This window comes from Mesorhizobium sp. P3_A9, from assembly GCF_056402975.1.
The window spans coordinates 1-23,042 of record NZ_JBFUGJ010000064.1 but is presented as its reverse complement, the minus strand read 5'-3'; the positions used below and the strand labels follow the sequence as shown (position 1 = coordinate 23,042).

Annotated in this window: 21 protein-coding genes and 1 tRNA gene; 12 read left to right on the top strand and 10 right to left on the bottom strand. The window is 62.7% G+C overall.

The window, feature by feature from the left end:
- Positions 1–40: 40 nt before the first annotated feature.
- Both rhaS and AC1DX0_RS12260 read right to left on the bottom strand, forming a co-directional pair.
- A complete protein-coding gene (gene rhaS / locus AC1DX0_RS12265; protein WP_027043425.1) occupies positions 41–1,036 on the bottom strand; it encodes a rhamnose ABC transporter substrate-binding protein in 996 nt (331 codons plus the stop codon).
- 55 nt (positions 1,037–1,091) lie between these two features.
- A complete protein-coding gene (locus tag AC1DX0_RS12260) occupies positions 1,092–1,895 on the bottom strand; it encodes a DeoR/GlpR family DNA-binding transcription regulator (protein WP_477355502.1) in 804 nt (267 codons plus the stop codon).
- Positions 1,896–2,079: 184 nt separating this feature from the next.
- On the opposite strand from AC1DX0_RS12260, the gene AC1DX0_RS12255 reads away from it, so the two are divergent.
- From AC1DX0_RS12255 to ggt, 3 genes are all read left to right on the top strand, one after another.
- The gene (locus AC1DX0_RS12255) at positions 2,080–4,182 is read left to right on the top strand and encodes a bifunctional rhamnulose-1-phosphate aldolase/short-chain dehydrogenase (RefSeq protein WP_477224234.1); all 2,103 of its coding nucleotides are present in this window, start codon (positions 2,080–2,082) and stop codon (positions 4,180–4,182) included.
- Positions 4,183–4,289: 107 nt separating this feature from the next.
- Positions 4,290–5,582, top strand: coding sequence for an L-rhamnose catabolism isomerase (gene rhaI / locus AC1DX0_RS12250; RefSeq protein ID WP_477224233.1), 1,293 nt, complete (start codon positions 4,290–4,292; stop codon positions 5,580–5,582).
- A gap of 243 nt (positions 5,583–5,825) precedes the next feature.
- Positions 5,826–7,565, top strand: a complete 1,740-nt coding sequence (gene ggt / locus AC1DX0_RS12245) for a gamma-glutamyltransferase (RefSeq protein WP_477224232.1) — start codon at positions 5,826–5,828, stop codon at positions 7,563–7,565.
- A 51-nt stretch (positions 7,566–7,616) separates the two neighbouring features.
- Here the strand turns inward: ggt and AC1DX0_RS12240 are convergent, their stop codons facing one another.
- Positions 7,617–7,961, bottom strand: coding sequence for a hypothetical protein (locus tag AC1DX0_RS12240; RefSeq protein ID WP_477355499.1), 345 nt, complete (start codon positions 7,959–7,961; stop codon positions 7,617–7,619).
- A gap of 451 nt (positions 7,962–8,412) precedes the next feature.
- Between AC1DX0_RS12240 and AC1DX0_RS12235 the strand changes: the two genes are divergently transcribed.
- From AC1DX0_RS12235 to AC1DX0_RS12225, 3 genes are read left to right on the top strand one after another with little or no spacing between them, the layout of a single operon-like run.
- On the top strand, positions 8,413–9,288 hold the full coding sequence (locus AC1DX0_RS12235; RefSeq protein WP_477224275.1) for an ABC transporter substrate-binding protein: 876 nt from the start codon (positions 8,413–8,415) through the stop codon (positions 9,286–9,288).
- Entirely contained in the window at positions 9,281–11,329 is a 2,049-nt protein-coding gene (fhuB, locus tag AC1DX0_RS12230) for a Fe(3+)-hydroxamate ABC transporter permease FhuB (RefSeq protein WP_477224231.1), read from the top strand. Before AC1DX0_RS12235 ends, fhuB begins: the two co-directional genes overlap by 8 nt.
- A 25-nt stretch (positions 11,330–11,354) precedes the next feature.
- Positions 11,355–12,230, top strand: a complete 876-nt coding sequence (locus AC1DX0_RS12225; RefSeq protein ID WP_477224230.1) for an alpha/beta hydrolase — start codon at positions 11,355–11,357, stop codon at positions 12,228–12,230.
- Here the strand turns inward: AC1DX0_RS12225 and AC1DX0_RS12220 are convergent.
- Positions 12,227–13,351, bottom strand: a complete 1,125-nt coding sequence (locus tag AC1DX0_RS12220) for a DUF4432 family protein (protein WP_477224229.1) — start codon at positions 13,349–13,351, stop codon at positions 12,227–12,229. The genes AC1DX0_RS12225 and AC1DX0_RS12220 overlap by 4 nt on opposite strands.
- 289 nt (positions 13,352–13,640) lie before the next feature.
- Here AC1DX0_RS12220 and AC1DX0_RS12215 point away from each other — a divergent pair, with 289 nt between their 5' ends.
- Positions 13,641–14,384, top strand: a complete 744-nt coding sequence (locus tag AC1DX0_RS12215; RefSeq protein WP_477224228.1) for a hypothetical protein — start codon at positions 13,641–13,643, stop codon at positions 14,382–14,384.
- Positions 14,385–14,403: 19 nt separating this feature from the next.
- On the opposite strand, the gene AC1DX0_RS12210 is transcribed toward AC1DX0_RS12215, so the two are convergent.
- The 6 genes from AC1DX0_RS12210 to AC1DX0_RS12185 form a co-directional block, all read right to left on the bottom strand.
- Entirely contained in the window at positions 14,404–14,823 is a 420-nt protein-coding gene (locus AC1DX0_RS12210) for a hypothetical protein (protein ID WP_477224227.1), read from the bottom strand.
- 346 nt (positions 14,824–15,169) lie between these two features.
- Positions 15,170–15,610 (bottom strand): hypothetical protein, encoded by a 441-nt coding sequence (locus AC1DX0_RS12205; protein WP_477224226.1) that lies wholly within the window; start codon positions 15,608–15,610, stop codon positions 15,170–15,172.
- 180 nt (positions 15,611–15,790) lie between these two features.
- Complete coding sequence (locus AC1DX0_RS12200; RefSeq protein ID WP_477224225.1) at positions 15,791–15,964, bottom strand: hypothetical protein; 174 nt, start codon at positions 15,962–15,964, stop codon at positions 15,791–15,793.
- Positions 15,961–16,179 carry a hypothetical protein gene (locus AC1DX0_RS12195; RefSeq protein WP_477224224.1) on the bottom strand — a complete coding sequence of 73 codons (219 nt, stop codon included), beginning with the start codon at positions 16,177–16,179 and terminating at the stop codon, positions 15,961–15,963. Before AC1DX0_RS12195 ends, AC1DX0_RS12200 begins: the two co-directional genes overlap by 4 nt.
- A gap of 141 nt (positions 16,180–16,320) precedes the next feature.
- Positions 16,321–16,396, bottom strand: a tRNA-Phe gene (locus AC1DX0_RS12190).
- A 325-nt stretch (positions 16,397–16,721) separates the two neighbouring features.
- A complete protein-coding gene (locus tag AC1DX0_RS12185; RefSeq protein WP_477355497.1) occupies positions 16,722–17,594 on the bottom strand; it encodes a helix-turn-helix domain-containing protein in 873 nt (290 codons plus the stop codon).
- 104 nt (positions 17,595–17,698) lie between these two features.
- On the opposite strand from AC1DX0_RS12185, the gene AC1DX0_RS12180 reads away from it, so the two are divergent.
- The 5 genes from AC1DX0_RS12180 to AC1DX0_RS12160 form a co-directional block, all read left to right on the top strand.
- Positions 17,699–18,970, top strand: a complete 1,272-nt coding sequence (locus tag AC1DX0_RS12180; protein ID WP_477224222.1) for an ABC transporter substrate-binding protein — start codon at positions 17,699–17,701, stop codon at positions 18,968–18,970.
- Between the two features lie 94 nt (positions 18,971–19,064).
- Entirely contained in the window at positions 19,065–19,925 is an 861-nt protein-coding gene (locus tag AC1DX0_RS12175) for a carbohydrate ABC transporter permease (protein ID WP_477224221.1), read from the top strand.
- Positions 19,922–20,758, top strand: a complete 837-nt coding sequence (locus tag AC1DX0_RS12170; protein WP_477355495.1) for a carbohydrate ABC transporter permease — start codon at positions 19,922–19,924, stop codon at positions 20,756–20,758. Before AC1DX0_RS12175 ends, AC1DX0_RS12170 begins: the two co-directional genes overlap by 4 nt.
- A gap of 8 nt (positions 20,759–20,766) precedes the next feature.
- Positions 20,767–21,861 carry an ABC transporter ATP-binding protein gene (locus tag AC1DX0_RS12165; protein WP_477224220.1) on the top strand — a complete coding sequence of 365 codons (1,095 nt, stop codon included), beginning with the start codon at positions 20,767–20,769 and terminating at the stop codon, positions 21,859–21,861.
- 36 nt (positions 21,862–21,897) lie between these two features.
- Positions 21,898–23,042 (top strand): Gfo/Idh/MocA family protein (locus AC1DX0_RS12160; RefSeq protein ID WP_477355492.1); only part of this gene is annotated, 1,145 nt, incomplete at its 3' end.

The window sequence follows — 23,042 nt, the reverse complement described above, 5'->3', positions numbered from 1 at the left end:
GGACGTGAGCCCCGCCGCGACAGCGTGAAGTGGCTTCAGATCAATAGATCTTGGAGAACTTCTCGATGTTCGACTTGTCGAACTGGAAGGGCGGAGCCATCGCAGCCGAATTGCTGTCGTCGAGCGTAACCTTGCCGACGCGGCCGATCGACAGCGTCGCACCKGGCTTGGCYTCTTCCTTCTTCACCGCCAGRTCATGGGCGAGGTAGACGGCGGAGTAGCCGAGGTCGATCGGGTTCCAAAGAGCCACGGCCTGTGAAGCACCGTTGTCGATGAACTTCTTGAACTCGGACGGCAGCGCGAGGCCGGTGACATTGACCTTGCCGATCAGGTTCTCGTCGGTGACGACCTGGGCGGCGGCAACGACGCCGACSGTGGTCGGYGCGATGATCGCCTTGAGGTTCGGRTARGACTTCAACAGGCCCTTGGCTTCGTCGGTGCTCTTGGCCGAGTCGTCATCGCCATAGACGGTGGCGACCAGTTTGATCTTCGGAAACTTCTCCGGCAGGATTTTCTTGGCCGCGTCGATCCAGGCGTTCTGGTTGGTCGCGGTCGAGGACGCCGACAGGATGGCGACGTCGCCGCCCTCAGGCAGATAGTCGGCGGCAAGCTTGATGATGGTCTCGCCGATCAGGCCGGTGTCGGACGGGTTGAGGTGAAGCTGGCGGCCTTCCTTGGCGACGCCCGAATCCCAGGAGATGACGGTGATGCCGCGCTCCATGGCCTTCTTCAGCACCGGCACCAGCGCGTCGGCGTCATTGGCGGAAATGGCGATGGCGTTGACCTTCTGGGCAATCAGCGAATTGACCACTTCGATCTGCGCTTCGGCGGTCGCCTTGGTTGGGCCGGTGTAGATGATGTCGACATCGCCGAGTTCCTTGGCCGCCTCTTCGGCGCCCTTGTTGGCGGCGTCGAAGAAGCCGTTGCCGAGCGACTTCACCACCAGTGCGATCTTGACGTTTTCGGCATAGGCGGCGTTCACGAACATGGCGGCAGAAAAGGCCGCCGTAACCATCAATTTCTTCAGAAAGCTCATCGAATATCCTCCCTTGAGCGTTGCATTCCATCGTCGCTGCGGGCGTGAGGGTGCCTCAGGCCTGCAGTGAAGATTCTTCCTTTGCCGACTTGCGGGCGACGATCAGCGTCACGCCTGCGGTCTCCAACATCTTGGCTTCGCGATCCTCGATGCCGTCGTCAGTGATGACGGTGGCAATGCGCGACAGGCCGCACAGGATCAGGCTGGAGCGCTTGCGGAATTTCGAGGAGTCGACCAGCACCACCAGCTCGTCAGCCTGGTCGATCAGTTTCTGCTCAGCCTGGATCAGCAGCGGATCGCCTTCCATCAGCCCGAGTGGCCCCAGCCCCTGAGCGCCCATGAACATGCGGCGCGCATAGAAATTGCGCGTCACGTCATTGTCGAAGGGCGACAGGATGATGTTCTGCTCACGATAGATCGTGCCGCCCGACAGCATSACCGTGTTCTTGGARTGYTTGAGCAGRTGCTCGGCGATCGGGAASGAATTGGTGAAGATCGGCATGCGGCGGCCGGTCAGGAAATGCACCATCTGGAAGGTGGTGGTGCCGCCATTGATGATGATCGGCTCGCCATCCYYRCAMAGCTCRACCGCTTCKCGTGCAATSGCSCGCTTCTGCGARGCGTTGAKSGTTTCGTTGACGGAGAAGGGCCGGCCGGCCAGGCCGATGAACTGTGGCGGCGAGATYGCCTCGGCGCCGCCRCGCACSCGGCGCAGSCGCTTTTGCACRTGMARRGCCGCGATATCGCGCCGGATCGTCGCCTCGGASGASTCCGTCAGGTCGACCATCTCCTGCACCGTCACCACAGGTTTTTCCTGGACGGCGGACAGAATGATCCTGTGGCGCTCTTTYTCGTGCATGGTTCCTCCCTGCCTGGCCATCTAGGCACTCAAAACGAGCAGTGTCAATCATTTCCGATCAAATAATTTCATTGTGCAGTGCAATATGATCGATCTTGATCGTTTGTGATTGACATCAGCTCTGCTTGCGTAGACATTCCCGAGAAAATGGACTGCCGCTTTTTGCGTCCCAGGGAGGATACATATGCTCGACAAGCGCTCCGGCTCGCGCCTTGCCAATCTGTGGGATGATGCGAAAGCCAAGGGGATGAGCGACCCCGAGCTTCTGGTCTATCGCTCGAACACGCTCGGCTCCGACAAGCGCGTCACCAATTATGGCGGCGGCAACACTTCTTCCAAGATMTGGCAGAAGGATCCGCTCAGCGGCGAGACCGTCGAGGTGCTGTGGGTCAAGGGCTCCGGCGGCGACAGCGCCTCGATCAAGCTTGATGGTTTCGCCACGCTTTACATGGACAAATTGCGCGCGCTGAAAGGCCTTTATCGCGGCGTTGAGCATGAGGACGAGATGGTCGGCTTCCTGCCGCACTGCACTTTTAACCTCAATCCGCGCGCGGCCTCGATCGATACGCCGCTGCACGCCTATGTGCCGAAGCCTTTCGTCGATCACATGCACCCCGACGCCATCATCGCGATTGCCGCGGCGAAGGATTCCAGGGCGCTGACCAAGGAGATCTTCGGCGATGCCATAGGCTGGCTGGCGTGGAAGCGGCCGGGCTTCGAACTCGGCCTGTGGCTGGAGAAATTCTGCCTCGAACATCCCGACGCCAAGGGCGTCATCCTGGAAAGCCACGGCCTGTTCACCTGGGGCGATACGCCCAAGGAATGCTACGAGACGACGATCTCGGTGATCAACCAGGCGATCGAGTGGTTCGAGCGTCGCTCCGAAGGCCTCGCTATATTCGGCGGCGAAGCGGTCAAGTCGCTCGACGCCGCTGAACGCCGCGCCATCGCGGCGAAACTGATGCCCAGGATTCGTGGCCTGATCTCCGAAAAGAGCCACAAGCTCGGCCATTTCGACGATTCCGCCGCCGTCCTCGAATTCGTCAATTCCAGGGATTTGCGCCCGCTGGCGGCGCTCGGCACCTCCTGCCCCGACCATTTCCTGCGCACCAAGATCCGCCCGCTGGTCATCGAGTTCGATCCGGCCAAGCCCGATGTCGATGCGGTGATCGCCAGCCTCGCCGACGATGTTGCCACCTATCGTGTCGGATACCAGGCCTACTACGACAGCTGCAAGCATCCGGATTCGCCGGCCATCCGAGATACCAACGCCGTGGTCTACCTGATGCCCGGCGTCGGCATGTTCACCTTTGCCGGCGACAAGGCCACCGCCCGCATCTCGGGTGAGTTCTACGTCAACGCCATCAACGTCATGCGCGGCGCCTCGACCGTCTCGTCCTATGTCGGCTTGCCCGCGCAGGAAGCCTTCGACATCGAATACTGGCTGCTCGAGGATTTGAAGCTCCAGCGCATGCCGAAGCCGAAGTCGCTTGCCGGCCAGATCGCCCTGGTCACCGGTGGTGCCGGCGGCATAGGCCGCGCGACCGCCAACCGCCTGCTGCGCGAAGGCGCCTGCGTCGTGCTGGCCGACATCGACGAAACAGCGCTCGCCAGCGCCAATGACGAGCTGGCAAAAGCCTACGGCAAGGATTTCGTCCGGCCGGTGCTGATCAACGTCACATCGGAGGATCAGGTCGTCGCCGGTTTTGCCGAGACGGCGGTCGAGTTCGGCGGCATCGATATTCTGGTCTCCAACGCGGGCCTCGCCTCTTCGGCGCCAATCGAGGAAACCACGCTGGCGCTGTGGAACAAGAACATGGACATCCTCTCGACCGGCTATTTCCTGGTCTCGCGGGAAGCGTTCCGGCTGTTTCGGGTGCAGAAGATCGGCGGCAACGTCGTCTTCGTTGCTTCCAAGAACGGACTTGCCGCATCGCCCAATGCCGCAGCCTATTGCACCGCCAAGGCTGCCGAAATCCATCTCGCCCGCTGCCTGGCGCTGGAGGGTGCGGAAGCCCAGATCAGGGTCAACGTCGTCAATCCGGACGCGGTGCTACGCGGCTCGAAGATCTGGACCGGCGAGTGGAAGGAACAGCGCGCCGCCGCCTACAAGATGTCGACCGACGACCTCGAAGAGCACTACCGCTCGCGCTCGATGCTGAAGCGCTCGGTGTTTCCGGAAGACATTGCCGAAGCGATCTATTTCTTCGCCTCCGACATGTCGGCCAAATCGACCGGAAACATCATCAACGTCGACGCCGGCAACGCGCAGAGCTTTACGCGCTGAGCTGACGCCGAGCGCTTCCCTTCTCCCCGTCACTATACGGGGAGAGGTGGCCCGAAGGGCCGGATGAGGGGCAGCGCTGATGCAACGCATTTGGGAGGAATAGCAGTTTGTCCGAAACCATCATCTCGGCCGACCTCGTCGCCAGCCACAACGCCGCCCGCAAACCCAACCTCGATCGTGACTACGCCTCGCTCGGCGAACGCCTCGACCGCCGCGGCATTGCCATCGACGCTATCCGCGACAAGGTCGAGAAATTCGCCGTGGCCATCCCGTCCTGGGGCGTCGGCACCGGCGGCACCCGCTTTGCCCGCTTTCCCGGCGCCGGCGAGCCGCGCGACATCTTTGACAAGATCGAGGATTGCGCCGTCATCAGCCAATTAACGCAGGCGACGCCGACTGTTTCGCTTCACATTCCGTGGGACAAGGCCGACCCGAACCGGCTGAAGCAGGCCGCCTCGCGCTTCGGTCTCGGCTTCGACGCCATGAATTCCAATACCTTCTCGGATGCCAGGGACCAGAAACTCTCCTACAAATTCGGCTCGCTGTCGCATGCCGACGCCGGCACGCGCCGGCAAGCGGTCGAGCACAATCTCGAATGCATCGAGATCGGCAAGACGCTTGGCTCGAAGGCGCTGACAGTGTGGATCGGCGACGGTTCGAATTTTCCCGGCCAGGTCAATTTCGCCAAAGCCTTCGAGCGCTATCTCGACGCCATGAAAGAGGTCTATGCCGGACTGCCGGCGGACTGGAAGCTGTTCACCGAGCACAAGATGTACGAGCCGGCCTTCTATTCCACCGTCGTGCAGGACTGGGGTACCAACTACCTCATAGCCAAGGAGTTGGGCGACAAGGCGTTCTGCCTGGTCGACCTTGGTCACCACGCTCCCAACGTCAACATCGAGATGATCGTGTCGCGGCTGATCCAGTTCAAAAAACTCGGCGGCTTCCATTTCAACGATTCGAAATATGGCGACGACGATCTCGACGCCGGGTCGATCGACCCCTACCGACTGTTCCTCGTCTTCAACGAGCTGGTCGATGCCGAGCTGTCCGGTGCCGAGGGTTTCGATCCCGCCCACATGCTCGACCAGAGCCACAACGTCACCGATCCGATCGAAAGCCTGATGCTGTCGGCGGTCGAGGTGCAGCGCGCCTATGCGCAGGCCCTGCTGGTCGACCGCAAGGCGCTCGAAGGTTTCCAGGATGGCAATGACGCACTGATGGCAACGCAGACGCTAAAAAGCGCCTACCGCACCGATGTTGAGCCGATTCTCGCCATGGCGCGGCTGAACACCGGCGGCGCCATCGATCCCGTCGCCGCCTACCGGGCTGCGGGCTACCGCGCCAAGGTCGCGGCCGAACGCCCGGCTGTCGCCGGCGGTTCTGGTGGGATTGTCTAGGCCGAGCCAGTCCCCCTCATCCGGCCGCTCCGCGGCCACCTTCTCCCCGATGGGGAGAAGAGACTTGCGCCGGCACTGACAACCTCCTCTCCCCTCGGGGAGAGGTCGGATTGCCCCGAATTGYTCTTCGCAATTCGGWTGGCAATCCGGGTGAGGGGGGCTCTTTCTCAAGCTCCTTCAATTGTCAGTGGACTCGATCAATCCAACACGGTCTTCTAGGCATCCCCGCCAAGAGAACCCGCCATGCACCTCACCCGTCGGATATTGATCGCCGCCAGTCTTTCCATCACCTTCGCCCTGGCGCCATTGACGAGTGCCTTTGCCGCGTCACCCGCGCCGGCCAAGGGCGAGCACGGCATGGTGGTGACGGCCCAGCATCTGGCTTCGGAAGTCGGTGTCGAGGTGCTGAAGAAGGGCGGCAACGCCGTCGATGCSGCGGTCGCCGTCGGCTATGCGCTGGCCGTCGTCTATCCCAATGCCGGCAAYATCGGYGGCGGCGGCTTCATGACCATCCGTTTCGCCGATGGCAAATCGACTTTTCTAGACTTTCGCGAGCGCGCGCCGCTGGCCGCCACCAAGACCATGTATCTCGACAAGGACAGCAATCCGGTGAAGGGCGCCAGCCTGGACGGCTATCTCGCCGTCGGCGTGCCGGGTTCGGTGGCCGGTTTCGAGATGGCGCGCGAGAAATACGGCACGCTCTCTCGGCAAGATCTGATGGCGCCGGCAATCGCCTATGCCAAGGATGGGTTCATCCTCAATCAGGGCGATGCCGCTTCTTTTGCGGGCAGCGCGGACCGGCTGGCGAAAGACCCGGCCGCGGCCGCAACCTTCCTCAAGCCCGACGGCCAGCCCTATGGCATCGGCGAGCGGCTTACCCAGCCTGACCTTGCCGCCTCGCTCTCGGCCATCTCTGAAAAAGGCGCCGATGCCTTCTACAAAGGCGCCATCGCCGACGCCATCGTCAAGGCGAGCGGCGCCAAGGGCGGCATCCTGGCCAAACAGGATTTCGAACAATATGCGGTGCGCGAACTGAAACCCGTGACCTGCTCCTATCGCGGCTACGAGATCACGTCTTCGCCGCCGCCGAGTTCCGGCGGCGTCATCATCTGCGAAATCCTCAACGTGCTCGAAGGCTATCCCTTATCCTATCTCGGCGCCGGGTCGGCCGAGACGGTGCATGTCATGGTCGAAGCGATGCGCTACGCCTATGTCGACCGCAATTCGGCGCTCGGCGATCCCGATTTCATCGACAATCCGGTCTCGAAGCTGCTGGACAAGGCCTACGCCAAGGATATTCGCGACAAGATCGACCCGTTCCGGGCCGGCGTCTCGCAGGATTTGATGCCGAAGGGTTTTGGCGAGTCGAAGGAGACGACGCATTATTCGATCATCGACAAGGACGGCAACGCGGTTGCGGTCACCTACACGCTGAATGGCTCCTTCGGCGCCGGCGTGGTCGCCGACGGCACTGGCATCCTGCTCAACAACGAGATGGACGATTTCACCCAGAAGCCCGGCGTGCCCAACCTCTACGGTCTGGTCCAGGGCGAGGCCAACGCCATCCAGCCGAAGAAGACGCCGCTGTCATCGATGAGCCCGACCATCGTCGCCAGGGATGGCAAGCCGTTCATGGTCATCGGCAGCCCGGGCGGCTCGCGCATCATCACCATTACGCTKGAAGCCATCGTCAATGTCATCGACCACGGCATGAATATCCAGGAAGCGATCGACGCGCCGCGYATCCACCAYCAATGGCTSCCYGAYACGGTCTATGTCGAGCCGTTCGGCCTGTCGCCGGACACCGAAAAACTGCTGGCCGGCATGGGTTATCATCTTGATCTCGGTGACCAGACCTGGGGCCAGGCGGCCGGCATCCTCGTCGGCGGCAATAGCCTGGCGGAAATCGAGAAGGGCGGCGGCGCCCGCTACAATGGCGCCATCGACAGCCGAGCGGCATCGGGCGAAGCGCTCGGATATTGATATCGGTCTGGACTCTCGGAGAGGTTCTGGGTCGCGGCCCGGCAAGGGCCGTCAGGTCACCAGCGTGATGGTCGATGCAAKCAGCATCAGGGCSGCGATGCCGACGAACAGCGCRTAGATGCGCGGCCGGTCGAGCAGSAGCGCRTTKCCGGAGATCCAGGCCGAGGTGGCGCCGCCAAGCGCGAASAGGAACCCGTTGCGATGGCCGAAGGTCATCGACGCGGCCATCAGCCCGCCAATGATCAGCGCGCCGAACACGATGATCACAGCTACCGCATACTTCTCGAAGTCGTTGCCGCCGCCCATGGCTGGCCCGATCGCGTTCAGATTGGGCAGGTCGTCCGGATCGAAGGGATTCGCCGACCCATATTCGTCTTGACCGATGGATTCTCGCATCACTCGTTCTCCGCTGACGGGCAACAAACCATCAACACTTGCCGAGTGCAACCCGATCGCACGTCCCTCTCTGTGTTGACGGTCGTCTTCAACACGTTCCGGCGGCACTTGTCACCGATTTTTCGGGCGCCTGGCTTGGATGCAACACGCGTCCGCATTCGGATGGCACGCCGCCATATCATTCCATATGGACCGAGTTCGGGGAAAAGATGATGCCGCCGATCAATTCGGCGCCGGCATGCGCTGCGCGACTGCGGCGGGGAGTCGCAGCATCCGACATGCGACCGCTGGATTGTTCACTCCTGGTGGTCTTTAATGTTGACTATGAAAGTCATGTTTCATAGTCAACCGGCATGGGCCGCTCGAGGCCAGAGTTCCAGACAGGCACGCCAAATTGGAAACAGACCAGGAAAACCGGCCCGGCAGGACGGCCAATCGCGCACGCGGCTGGATAACCCGGCGCGGCGCGGTCGCGCTGTTTGGATTGCCCTTGGCCGCACTCATGCCACGGGCGGCCGCGGCTAAACCGCTGCGTATCGTCTGCCTCGACGACGGGCTGGCGGAGACCTTGCTCACGCTCGGCGTTACGCCAATCGCCGTCGCCGACCGCGAAATCTGGGAGAAGTGGGTGGTCGAGCCGCCACTGCCGCCGCAGGTTGCCGATATCGGCACAATACTGGAGCCAAATCTCGAATTCCTGCAGCAGCTTCGCCCCGACATCATCCTCTCCACTCCCTATCTCGACGGCATCAAGCCGCTGCTCGAACGCGTGGCGCCGGTGACGACGATCGGCATCTACACGCCGGATGGCCAGCCTTATCGGCGCGCGATCGCGGCGACCCGCCAACTGGCAGCACTTGTCGGCAAGGAAATCGAAGGCGAAGCACTGATCGCAGCGACGGAGGCCTATTTCTCCGAGGTCAGGCAGCAGCTGGAACCGCTTTCGGCGCGGCCGATCTACGTCGTCAACTTCCTCGACCCGCGCAATGTGCGCATCTATGGCGAAAAGAGCCTGTTTCAGGCGGTTTTCGACCGCATCGGCATCCGCAACGCCTGGACTGGCGAGACAAATTACTGGGGATTTGCAACCGTCGGCATCGACGGCCTGGCGACGTCAAGCGATGCGCGTCTTGCCTATCTCGAACCCTTGCCCGAAGGGGCAACCGGTACGCTGACCGAAAGCCCGGTCTGGAACGCCATGCCTTTCGTGCGCAACCACTCGATCATGCGCCTTGCCCCAGCGCTGATGTTCGGCGCGCTGCCTTCGGCGAGCCGCTTTGCCCGGCTGCTGGCCGCGGCGCTGACGGCGGAGCACGCCGGTGGCTGAGCAGCAAGCAATCTTGTCCGACGACACCAGCCTCGTCTCCAGTCGTGCGTCGGCACCTCGCATTTCAGACAGATATCCCCTGGGTGCGATTCTGCTTTGCGTCGTGCTTCTTGGCGCTGCAGCGGCAGCGACCCTCTCCAACCTCGTCGTGCAATTGCCGCCGGCGCTCTGGCTCGATGCGCTCGCCAGCCCCGATATAGACGACATGCGGCAGGTGCTCGTCCATTACGCCTTCCTGCCCAGGCTCGCCGTCAGCCTTCTCTGCGGCGCGGCCCTCGGATTGGCCGGGACGGTGCTGCAACAGGTCCTGCGCAACCCGCTCGCCTCTCCCGAAACCGTCGGCGTCTCGGCCGGCGCCCATCTGGCGCTGGCGCTGGCGACGCTGCTTGCGCCGTCGCTGCTTGCCTTCGGCCGCGAATGGGTGGCGCTTGCCGGCGCCTTCACGGCTCTCGCCGCCGTCTTCGCGCTGTCCTGGCACAAGGGCCTGTCGCCACTCTCGGTGGTGCTCGCGGGGCTCGTCGTCAGCCTCTACGCCGGCGCTATTGGTGCTGCCCTGGTGGTGCTGCGGCATGAGTGGCTGGCCAGCCTGTTCATCTGGGGCGCCGGCTCGCTCGGCCAGCAGGACTGGTCGACGACGCTGTGGCTCTTGCCCCGCCTGGGTGCCGCCGCGCTGCTGATCGGCCTGATGGTGCGGCCGCTGACCTTGCTTGGCCTCGACGATGAAGGCGCGCGCAGCCTGGGCGTCCCGCTCGGTGCCTATCGCTTTGCCGGACTGGCGGCGGCGGTCGCGCTGATTGCCTTTGTCGTTGCCGCTGTCGGCGTCATTGGCTTCGTCGGCCTCGCCGCCGCGACGCTCGCCCGCATCGGCGGCGCCCGCCGGCTCGGCCAGCAACTGGTGATGGCGCCGCTCATCGGCGGCGGCTTGCTGTGGGCGGCCGATCAGGGCGTGCAGGTCGCGACCGGACCGCAGGGCGATCTGCTGCCGACCGGCGCGATGACAGCGCTTCTCGGCGCACCGCTGTTGCTCTGGCTGCTGCCGCGCCTGGCGCTCGGCCTGGAAACGCCGGCACTCGGGTCGCAGCACCTGCCGCGCGCCCGTCATACCGGCCTCGTGCTGGCGGCGAACGGCGGCCTCCTGCTTCTGCTGCTTGGGCTGGCCTTGCTTTATGCGCCGGGGCCACATGGTTGGACATTCGCCTCCAGCGACCAGCTGCAACCCTTGTTGTCTTGGCGACTGCCCCGAGTGTCCGCCGCGCTGGCCGCCGGCGCCATGCTGGCGCTGGCCGGCCTGATGATGCAGCGGCTGACCGGCAATCCGATGGCCAGCCCCGAAGTGCTCGGCATCAGCGCCGGCGCCGCGCTCGGCATGATGGTGGCGCTGTTTTCGCTTTCAGATGCCGGCCGTCCGACGCAGACCGCGGCCGCCACCATCGGTGCCTTCGCCGCTTTGATGGTGACGCTGGCGATCGGCCGCCGTGCCGCCTATGCGCCGGAGCGGCTGCTGCTGGCGGGCGTCGCTCTGACCGCTTTGTTCGACGCGCTGATCCTGGTGCTGACCGCCACCGGCGACCCACGCGCCATGCTGCTGCTCAACTGGCTCACCGGCTCGACCTATGGCGTCGACGCGGGTTCGGCGTTCTTCACCTCGTTGATCGCCATTTGCCTGTTCTTGGTAGCGCCACTCTTGATGCGCTGGCTGGACATGCTGCCGCTCGGCTCCGCTGCGGTGCAAAGCCTCGGCGTCAGTCTACGGACAACGCGGCTTCTGGTGCTGTTGATGGTCGCCGCACTCACCGCCGCCTCGACGCTTGTGGTCGGGCCGCTGACCTTCATCGGCCTGATGGCGCCGCACCTTGCCCGCCGCCTCGGTCTATCGCGCGCGCTGCCGCAAGCCATCGGCGCGGTGCTCGTGGGCGCGCTGATCATGGTCTGCGCCGACTGGCTCGGCCGCACCGCCATCTTTCCGCGCCAGATCCCGGCCGGCCTCGTCGCCACGCTGATCGGCGGCCTGGTGCTGATGTGGCTCTTGCGCCGCCGCTGACTTTTTTGTCCCTGTGGAGATAATCATGTCCGAGTCGACGCCAGCCTCGATCGCCGACACCACCGTCCACGATCTTGGTTCCAGCGCGGGTGGCGCCCCTTGGCGGGTCTTCATCCATGTGCCGTCAGGGCCGGCGCCCGACGCCGGCTGGCCTGTGCTCTACATGACCGACGGCAACGCCGTCATCGGCACGGCGGTTGATGCCATACGCGCGCAGGCCTTCTATCCCCTGGGCACCAATGTCGGCTGGGGTGTCATCGTTGCCATCGGCTATCCCGTCGCGGGCGCCTATAACCCGCTGCGCCGTTCCTGGGACCTTGGCCCGCCGCCGGGCAAGACCTATCCGCCCTTCTACGAGGGCACGCCTGAGGTCAGGACCGGCGGTGCAGGGGATTTTCTGGCCTTCATCGAGGATGAGCTGAAGCCATGGGTCGCCAGCCGGGCTAGGATCGATGAGAAGCGTCAGGCGCTTTATGGCCATTCCTTCGGCGGCCTGTTCGCACTCTACGCTCTGTTCACCCGCCCGCTGTCGTTCCGCACCTTCATCGCCGCCAGCCCCGCCATCTATTGGGAAGACCGCGCCATCGACCGTCTTCTCGAAACTTTCGAGGCTTCTGTCCCCGATGGCCTGACGGTGGATGTGATCCTGTCGGCAGGCGAATACGAGACCGAGAAGCTGGCGCCGTTCCAGATCGGAGCGCAGGACGAGGAAAAACGCATCGAGCAGAAGAAGCTGACACGCACCGATGAATTCGCGCGGTCGATAGCGGAGCGCCTTGGTGCGCTGCCCGGGGTGCGCGCGAGCTTCGAGCTGCATGCAGGCGAAAACCACATGTCGATCCTGCCGGTGACGGTCAACCGCGCGGTGCAGGCGGCGTTCGCGGTGAGTGATGAACGCTAGGCGACCCCGGCCCGAATCTCTGAAATCAACTGTTCCTGCCTTGCGGCCTCCTCAGCGATCATCGCGCCAAAGCGCAAGCCGCAGTGGAATGTTTCGCCCGGAGCGACGCAAACCAAGCGGCCCCTTTCCTTGGCCGCGAGATAGCCATCGGGCTCGGCGGTCGCAGGCAGCACGAGGCCGAGTGCATCCTGGTCGGCGCCGCGCGTGATCCAGCGAACGGCATAGTTGAGCTCGGATGGACGAAAGCTGACGAAATCCGCCGTCTGGTCCGGATGCACCTGCAAGGCGTGCGCCCAGCCTTCGGCGTCCGCCTTGGCTTTCATCGTCAGCACGAGTTCGGGGTCGATCGGCTCGCCCTTGCTCAGTGTGCGATGGCGCGACGGATCGGCGACAATGGCGTCGCGATAGGCAAGGTAGCTTTCGCTTGGCTTGAAAAAGGGTGGCAGCACCTGGCGCACGACGATGTCCGCGCAATCATCGACCACGCTGTCGACCAGACGGCCGTCATCCGCCGGTCTGAAATTGATGTGCGCCAGATACATCAGCTCCATGGCTGTGCGTTTCAGATTGGTGATGGCGATGTCGAGAGCAACGCTCGTGGCGTCGCGCTGCAGCCGCACGGTCGGTTGCATCACATAGTCGTGGCTGAAGGCGACGGTCTGCCGGCAGCGTCCGGTCAAGGCCATGAACGGCCCTTCGGCATTGTCCCCGATGATCAGCTGGACATCGCCATAGGGTGCATTGGGCAGGTCGCCATGCAACGGATGGTGGTCGTCGGGACCCGGATTCCCCATCGCAGTGGCGCCACAGTGAAGGAAAAACGCGCCATAGTTGGAGAGATAGTCCCGGGTCGCGACCGGCTCGTCGAACATCGAACGCATGGTAAGCGAGCGGTTGAGAAACGTTGCGTCCCAAATCTGCTGCCCCTGGAACGGCAGCATGACGATTTCACCCTTCGCATTGCTGATGCGAAGACCGGCAACGCCGGATCGATAGCGAAAGGCGGTGGCGACAAGCCCACGATATCGCGCCACGGTGGTGTCCAGCGGACCAAACTGCTCAGGCACGAGGTCGACGAAGACGTGATCGGAATAGTCGTATTGCATTGTTTCGACCTTCATCTGCCGCAAGCGCATATGCCGATAGTCGCAGGAAGCGTCTGGAAATCAACGGCAATGAACCTCGGATGCTCCGCCAGGCCGGCTGACTTTCTCGACAGGGCGGACGGGCGGTTTGGAGATCGCGCCGGATCAGCTTCTTCGAATGTTGGGGTGCTGGCCCAAGCTTGGCCAATTCCACCGGACAATGGTCCTAATGTCAGGAGGTACCCGTCAAAGTCGGTAGACTTCTCCGGGTTCGCCAGCTAGCTAGATCGATATCAAAAGAGGGCAGACTCGGGGATCATCCAAAGTGAAAATCAGATACGTCGCCGGCATAAGCTGGCCACGCAGTGGACATCACCTGATGCATCGGCTTGCCCAAAGCTATTTCGGCAACGATTTCAATTACTGCCTGTTTTACCCCACTGATAATCCCGATTGTTGCCGCACCTTCCCGTGCATCCGACCGGGGGTCAAATTCTCGAAGAACCATGATTTCGATCTATCGGGGCGGATCCTGCCGGATGTTCCTTATCTGGTCCAGCATCGCTCGTTCATGCCTGGAACCGTGTCGGACTTTGAACTGTATCTCCTCGACGGCGGGCAGGACACGAAGGAAAGCTTTAAGGAATTCGCACTCATCCGAAGTGATGGATGGGCTGCCTTTATGGCAAAGTGGGTGGATAGCCGGATTAAATTCGAGCGTCTGTTGGTGGGGTACGAGGATTTTGTGTCCGACGCGCAAGGGACCATGCGGAGGGTCATCCCGTTCTTTGCACCCGGAGAGAAACCGGATGAAGAGCGCCTGGCGCGCATTGTGAAGAACGAAACCCACGTCGCCGTCACCAAGCAAGGCGGCGAGGAATGGACCGCCAATGCCGGTGTCAAGGCGTTCCGAAAAGTCGAGGCCTTTCGGTTCTATGACGCTGGATTGTTCCGGGAACTGGAGTCGATCGCGCAGGAGAAGCGCCGCGGGATTGCGAGAGAAGCCGCACCGCGCCCTTCGAGTGGCCGCTTCAGGCTGCCGCTGATGAAAGCCATCTTCGGGCGGTAGATCAACAGGCCTCGCGCCATCATTCCTGTGAAGGAGGGGCGCTCAATCGACGATAAGGGACGCCATCGAAGCTTGCCGTCACAAAATCCGCGACGGACATCTTGCGCTTGCGTCCGTCGCTGCAGGCGTAAACCGGCCAACCGGCATCGCTGCATTCGCTGGCAGCGCAAATTCGCGCCAGGCAGTTCCCGATAGTCAACCGGAAGCCGCCCTTGCCAGCGAAACCTTGCAACAAGCTGCCGTCCGCCGAGCGCCATGTTCGCGCACGGAATTCCGCTCGCAAAAGCAACGGTTCGAGAGAGACCGCAAGATTGGTTTCGCCGGCACGCCCTGCGAACTGCAGACGGAAGCGCGCCATTGCAGTCGTGTATGCGGTCACAAGATCCGATTCGCGAAAATAGGCGATCGGCAGGTTGGAGCGGTCAAGCAGATGAGACATGCGCTCGCTTGCCTCCACCGGGGTCAGCAAGCCAACAAAGGTAAGAAAGGCGATGCAAGCTCGCGACATTTTCCAGCAGCCATATCGATCTCGGCCTGCCGGTTTGGCCCCGGTTGCCCCCAATAACATCCCGCCAATCGTCGCCCTGCGCAAGCCGCTTGCTGAGGCAGTCCAAGCCGGCCGAGTGTGCAATTCGCAAGGCCAACGAGTTAAAGCGCCTGGAGCCCCATCGGTTAAAGCGCCTGGAGCCGAAGAGGTGACCCGCATCGACGAACTTGCGCGGGCGATGGCGAGGTACATCAGGCGTTTGCGGCAAGGAGGAACCTCTGCCGCCAGCCAGGGTGCCTTAGCTGGCGTGCGCCGGCGGCAGTTCAAACAGATTGGCACCATTCTCCTGGCCGTGCTCGACATAGCCGATGACGCCGAACCATCTGGCGACATCAGGCCCCTGCAGCCAGCTGCGCGAATGGATGGGAAGATTGCCGGCAAGCGCCTGGATGTGCCTGATATGCCGCTTGCAAAAACGCACGGTCGAGCCCCGGAAGAAATCCTCCTGCGCGGCAAACAGCGTATCGGCGGCATCGCTGTTCTCATGCCATGCGACGATCGCCACGGCCTTCTCGCCCTCGACAAGCGCGTGCGCGCGGCCTTCCTTCAAATTCATCATCAGATTGTCGTAGGCGATCTTGCTGTCCTTGCCGGCCGCCGCGTATTCGTCCGACATCCGCTTGGACAGGCCATGAAAGACATCCTCGAGATCCCCGAGCGTCGCTGCGCGTGCTTTCATTTCACCTCCTGCAGCCCCGCAGGAAGTTTGCCCTAGGGTTGATGGGGTGCCAAGCAAACTGAATCCGGATGTGGTCCGGTGAGAGCAAAGTTGTTTCGTCAGACTACAGGCGATGGTTCGGAAGGATCGGCAGACACTGGCAATCGGGTGCTAGGGAGAATGTTGACAGTCGGGACGCCGCTAATGCCGCTCGGCCATATTTGCCTCAGCCAGCTTTGCCAGCGCTTGCTCGACCTCCTGTGCCGAGGCGTCGGTGCGCTCGATGTGGCGCATCATCTGCCTGGCCAAATGCTCCAGCCTGGCGGCGCGATATACCTCGCCGTGCTTGGCGATCTCCGAGTGGGTCGTGATCATCGTGCAGAAGCCTTCCGGGCTGGTGGGTCGATCTTCACCATCCGCCGTTTGGCCTCGCTCACCCGACGTTGAGCGGACCGTATCCGACCGCACAACGCCAAGCTGATGCCAACGCCGCACTCCTCTTCGAGCAACTCTTCGGCGCGCTCGAGATCTAACTTGGCACGACCGACACTCTGACGAGCCTTGGCCAGTTCCATATCCAGCAGGTCCATTGTCCCGCTCCCATTGGTTGCGGTCCCTTCGCTTCGTTAACCGCTGATGATCGGGTTGGTTCCGACGACGACCGATCACGAATGGCGCGGAAGAGCCCGATCCCATATGAGGCAAGCGTTTGAATGTGTTCAGGAGGGAGATGGTGCCCAGAGGCGGATTCGAACCACCGACACGCGGATTTTCAGTCCGCTGCTCTACCAACTGAGCTATCTGGGCCTGTTCCGGCAAACGAAATTGCGTGAACCGGATTTCATCAAGGCACCGTGGGGCACCCCTTGAAAGCGCGTGGGTTATAGCACGGGAATTCGGCCTGTCCAGCGCCTAGGTGGCGATTTACGGCAGGAAAAGCGAGGCTGTGGAAAGGCCGGCTTCCTCAGGCGCTTTCATCACGGGAATGGCGCGCGGGCTGGCCCCTTTCGGCCCTTTGGCCTCTGTCCCGGAGCCGCCATGGCGCACTGCAACTGCCGGATCCGTTCTTAGCCGACGATCGAGATGCCGCAATACGCTCGCGTCAACAGGTAAGCGGCAACGGGCCATCGCCCTATCTAGCGCTGGGCAGGCCTCTGCGAAAATCGGAAGGCGTCATGCCGGCAAGCTTGCGGAAGGATTTGTTGAAGGCGCTGAGCGAGCCGAAACCGGAGTCCATGGCGACGCGCAGCACATTGGCGTCCTGGTGCATCAGCAGCGCCTGCGCGTAGCTCAGCCGCAGCAGGTTGACATACTCATTGAGCGTCATGCCGGTCGATTTCTTGAACAGGCTCATGGCGTATTTGGGATGGATGTCGGCGGCGGCCGCTATGTTCACGCAGTCGATGTCGTAGAGAAAATTCTCGGCGATGAAATCGCACATGCGCCCGACATTGCGCGACGATTGCTGGTCGAACGGGCTGCCGGCTTCCTGCCCGGCTGCCGTTTCGGGCACCAGCCGGTAAGGCTCGAACCGCACCCGCTCCAGCCGCAGCAGAAGTTCGTTGACGGCGTGCTCGGCCTTGGCCGGATCGCCCGAGCGGGCATAACGGTTCCAGCGGGCGAAATTGTCGTTGTCGGATTGATCGGTGGAGCTCGTCACCAGCGTCGCGCCGGTCATCAGCCGGTGGCGGATGTCAGCTGGCAGATGCAGCCGGAAGAAATGCACCAGCGGTAGATGCGCGCCGGCATAGAYGGCRTCGTCKGWGAGATCGTCCATCTGRTGCGGYAGGCCGCCCCAGAASARGCACATCTCGCCGGCCGAAAGCGAAATCTCATGRTCGTTCATGCGGTAGTGCACGCTGCCGCGMACRATGAAATTSACCTCGACCTGGGCRTGCCAATGCGGCTTCAGCATMACCAGCGGCGCGGTGTGAAACATCTGCAAGAGCAGCGGCAGGCCTTCCACGCTGCTGGCGCCTGGCTGGTAAAACGGCCGTTCCGGCATCTTACTTTCCGCCAATTCCGTATTCCCTTTGTCGGCGACAAGCCTTCCGCGCTGCATAGTCTAGCCCGGCTCGCAGAGAGAGCAAATGAAATGGGAGGATTTCAATGCGCATCACACTGACATGCGCCGCGCTAGCGCTTGCCCTGGGCTCAGCCCCGGCCTTTGCGCAGTCCGGCGAAATCACCATCTGGAGCTGGAATGTGGCCGCTTCTTCGCTGAAGGCGACGGTTGCCGGCTTCAACAAGCTGCATCCCGACATCAAGGTCACGGTCCAGGATCTCGGCAACCAGCCGACCTATGACAAGTCGATCGCCGGTTGTGCCGCCGGCGGCGTCGGCCTGCCCGACATCGTCACCATCGAGAACGGCGAGGCCGAGAACTACTGGAGCCAGTTCCCCGACTGCTTCGTCGACCTGCACACGCTGGGCTACACGGCGGAAGACCAGAAGAAATTCCCCGATTTCAAACGCACCGAGCTCGAGGTCGGCGACAAGGCCTATGCCATGCCGTGGGATTCCGGCCCGGTCGCCGCCTTCTATCGCCGCGATTTCTACGAAAAGGCCGGCGTCGACCCGGCATCGATCAAGACCTGGGACGATTTCATCGCCGCCGGCAAGAAGATCCAGGCCGCCAATCCGGGCGTCTCGATGACCAATGCCGATTTTAACGGCGACAGCGAATTCTTCCGCATGATTTCCAACGAGCAGGGCTGCGCCTATTTCGCCGAGGACGGCCAGTCGATCACGGTCAACGAACCCAAATGCGTCGACGCCATGACCAAGGTCAAGGAGATGAAGGACGCCGGCATCGTCTCGTCCGCCGACTGGGGCACCAAGATCACCAACAACACGGCCGGAACCGTCGCCACCCAAATCTATGGCGGCTGGTATGAAGGCACGATCCGCACCGAATCGGCCGGCGAAAACGGCAAATGGGGCGTCTACCTGATGCCGAGCCTGACCGCTGATGGTCCACGCGCGGCCAATCTCGGCGGTTCGTCGCTGGCCATCACTTCGGCCTCGAAGAACAAGGAAGCGGCCTACGAGTACCTGAAATACACGCTCGGAACCAATGAAGGCCAGATCACCATGCTGAAGGATTTTGGCCTCGTCCCCTCGCTGGTCTCGGCGCTTGACGATCCCTACGTCAGCCAAGGCCTGCCCTATTGGGGTGGCCAGGCGGTGTGGAAGGATATTCTGGGCACCTTGCCCAAAGTCGTCCCCAGCCGCGGCACGCAGTTCCAGAGCGATGCCGAAATCATCGTTCGCGCGGTGCAGACCAAATATCTGGGCGGCGGCTATCCCGACGCCAAGGCAGCACTCGACGACGCCGCAAAACAGATCGCCGCAGCGACCGGATTGCCGGTCAAATCATAACCTCCCAGGGACGGGGTCCGGGACGGCTCGCGCCGCCCGGACCCTCCGCCTGCGAGCTTGTCTGAAACACCTGATATGATGGAGGAGGAGGAAGATGCGCAACCGCAACGCCACGGCCTATCGTTTCCTGGCGCCCTACCTCCTGATCTTCTCCATCTTCTGGGTGTGGCCGATCATATCCTCGTTCATGATCTCGTTCCAGGCGACACGCACCGTGCCCTGGCGCTTCGCGCCCGGCTTCAACTGGGGCCGGCTGATCGGCGATCCGGCCTTCTTCAACGCGCTGAAGAACACGCTGCTCATCCTCGTCATCCAGGTGCCGGTGATGATCGCGCTGGCCATGGTGATGGCGGTGCTCCTGAACTCACCGCTGCTGAAGGCGAGGGGACTYTACCGCTTCGCCTTCTTTGCWCCGGTCGTSGTCGGCGAGGTTGCCTATTCGGCGGTGTTCCGGCTGATGTTCAGCCTCGATTTCGGCATCGTCAACAAGCTCTTGAACAGCGTCGGGCTGCCCAAGATCGACTGGTTCTCCAATGTCACGCCGGCCATGGCGCTGATCATGATCGCGGTCACCTGGCGCTGGGCCGGCTACAACGCAATCATCCTTCTGGCGGGCATGCAATCCATCCCCGAGGATGTCTACGAGGCGGCGACGCTCGACCGCGTTAGCAAGCTCAAGCAGTTCTTCTACATCACCTTGCCGCTGTTGAAGCCGGTCATCGTGTTCTGCCTGGTGCTGTCGATCATCGGCACCATGCAATTGTTCACCGAGCCGTTCCTGATCACCGAGCGCGGCGGACCGGGCGGCGGTACCGAGACGCTTGGCCTGCTGCTCTACCGCCAGGGGTTCCGGTCGCTCAATTTCGGCTATGCGTCGGCCGTCGCCTACACCATGGCGGGCCTGGCGATCGCGATCACGCTGGTGCAGCTGTGGCTGACGAGGGAAAAGCAATGAGCTCGCTCTCCTCCGCCCGCCTCAGGCGCAGCATCGCACTGCATCTCTTCCTGACGCCGCTGGCGCTGATCTGGCTGTTCCCGTTGTGGATGATGGTGGTGTTCTCGACCATGCCCGACAACGGTATCTTCAGCCCCGGCATCGAGCTTTTGCCACACGGCAATTTCGTCGACAATTTCAACAATCTGCAGCGCGACACCAACTTCGTCGGCGCCATCGGCATCTCCGTCTCCGTGGCGGTGACATACACCGTCCTGTCGGTGCTGCTGACGTCGATGGCCGGCTGGGCGCTGGCGCGTTACCAGTTCTTCGGCAAGGGCGTTGTCGTCGGCATCATCTTCGGCACCATCACGCTGCCCTATGCCGTGGTGCTGATCCCGCAATTCATCATGGTGGCGCGCGACTTYMAGCTCGCCAACACCTGGGTGGCGCTGATCGTGCCGCCACTGTTCAATTCGCTGGGCGTCTTGTTCATGCGMCAGAGTTTTTCGATGATGCCAGMCGATCTGTTCGACGCCGCSCGMGTCGAAGGSGTGAAGGAGTGGCGCATCTTCCTGTTCGTCGCGCTGCCGCTGGCGCGGCCGATGCTGGCGGCGCTCGCCATCATCCTGTTCCTCGCCTCCTGGAACAATTATCTCTGGCCGCTTTTGATCAACAGCCAGCCGGGCTCGATGACCGCACCTGTGGCGCTCGGTACGTTGATCGGCCTCACCAAAGTGTCGTGGGGAGGCATCATGGCGGGGGCCGTGATGCTGACCGTGCCGATGCTCGTCGTCTTCGTGCTCCTGCAGCGCCATTTCATCGCCGGCATCGCCGCCGGCGCAGTCAAGTAAGGGGCAGCATGGCAACGGTCACGCTCAACAATGTCGTCAAGCGCTTCGGCGTCTTCGAAGTCGTCCATGGCGCCAACATCGACATCAAGGACGGCGAGTTCGTCGTCTTCGTTGGGCCGTCCGGCTGCGGCAAGTCCACTTTGCTCAGGATGATCGCCGGGCTCGAGGACATCAGCGGCGGCGAGATCGCCATCGGCGGCAAGCTGGTCAACGATGTCGAGCCTGCCGACCGCGGCATCGCCATGGTCTTCCAGTCCTACGCGCTCTATCCGCATATGAGCGTCGAGCAGAACCTCTCTTTCGGCCTGCGCATGACCGGCAATCCGAAGGCCGACACCGACCGGCGGGTGAAGCGCGCGGCCGAAATCCTGCGCATCAGCGAATTGATGGACCGGCGCCCGAAGAAACTCTCCGGCGGCCAGCGCCAACGCGTCGCCATCGGCCGCGCCATCGTGCGCGAGCCGCAAGTGTTCCTGTTCGATGAGCCGCTCTCCAATCTCGATGCCGAACTGCGCGTCCAGATGCGGGTCGAGATTTCGCGCCTGCACAAGGAACTCGGCGCCACGATGATCTATGTCACGCACGACCAGACCGAGGCGATGACGCTTGCCGACCGGATCGTCGTGCTGCGCGCCGGCCACATCGAGCAGATCGGCCGGCCGCTCGATCTCTACGACGATCCCGACAACCAGTTCGTGGCCGGTTTTGTCGGCTCGCCGAAGATGAACTTCATCAAGGCGCAAATCGTCGGGCACGATGCGCGTGGGGTCGTGGTCGAACTGGCGGGCCAGGAGAAGACCCGCATCATCCAGCCGTTGACAGGCGCTGCGTCCGAAGTGGGCAGCCCCAAAATCGGAAGCAAGGTCATTGTCGGTGTGCGGCCCGAACATTTCGGCGATGCCGGTGAAGGCGACACCGATCTTGTCGTCGCCATCGACGTGGTCGAACATCTCGGCGGTACGAGCTTTATCTACGCCAGAACGGCCCATGGCGAAGACGTGGTGATCCAGCGCGACGCGGCGAAGGTTCCGACCACGTCCGAGGTCACCGTTTCCATCCGCAAATCCTACCTGTTCGACGAAAAAGGGCTGCGGCTGCGCTGACCGGGCCGTCCCCATCCAGACTTCAAGGAGATGACAATGACCGCAACCATGCCCATTCGCTGGGGCATTCTCGGCCCGGGCAGCATCGCCCAGGCCTTCGCCGGCGGCGTGGCCGCTTCGCGCACCGGAAAACTGGTCGCCATCGGCGCGCGCAATCCCGCCAAGCCGGGCCTCGCCGAGAAATTTCCCGGCGCCCGCATTGTCGACGGCTATGAAGCGCTGCTTGCCGATCCCGAAATCGATGCAGTCTATATCGCGATACCGCATCCCGGCCATGCGCAATGGGCGATCAGGGCGGCGGAAGCGGGCAAGCATGTGCTGTGCGAAAAGCCGCTGGCGCTGACCGCCTTCGAGGCCGACGCCATGATGCATGCCGCGCGCAAGGCCGGCACCTTTCTCGGTGAGGCCTTCATGTACCGGCTGCATCCACAGACGCTGAAGCTGGTGGAGCTGATCAAGTCSGGCGTCATTGGCGAGATCAGGATGATCAAGTCGAGCTTCGGTTTCGCCATGCCGGGCTTCATGCCGGAACACCGGCTCTACGCCAACGATTCCGCCGGCGGCGGCATCCTCGATGTCGGCGGCTATACCGTCTCGATGGCGCGGCTGATTGCCGGGGCGGCAGCAGGACTTCCCTTCGCCGAGCCCGACAAGGTCGTGGGCACCGCTCATCTTGGCCAGTCCGGCGTCGATGAATGGGCCTCGGCGCTGCTGCATTTTCCCGGCGGCATCGTCGCCGAGGTCTCCTGCAGCATCTCGCTCAACCAGGACAATGTCCTGCGCATCCTCGGCACCAAGGGCCGCGTCGAAGTGCCGGACTTCTGGTTCGCCGGGGGAAATCGCGATGTCGGCCTCGGCCGGATCGACGTGATCAGATCGGATGGTTCTAGCGAGACGATCAGCGTCGACGAAAAGCGCCATGTCTATTCCTTCGAGGTCGACGGCGCCGGCGAGGCGATCCTTGCCGGGCGGCAGGAATTCGCCTGGCCGGGCATGGACTGGGCCGACAGTCTCGGCACCTTGCGCGTGCTCGACAGATGGCGCGCTGCCGTCGGGCTGGAGTATGAGATCGAAAAGGCGCCGCTGCGCACCAGCACCATCTCCGGCCGGCCTCTGCGTTCCGGCGGCACCGCTATCGGCAAGCGCGCCATCCCCGGCCTGGCGAAGCCGGCGTCGGTGGT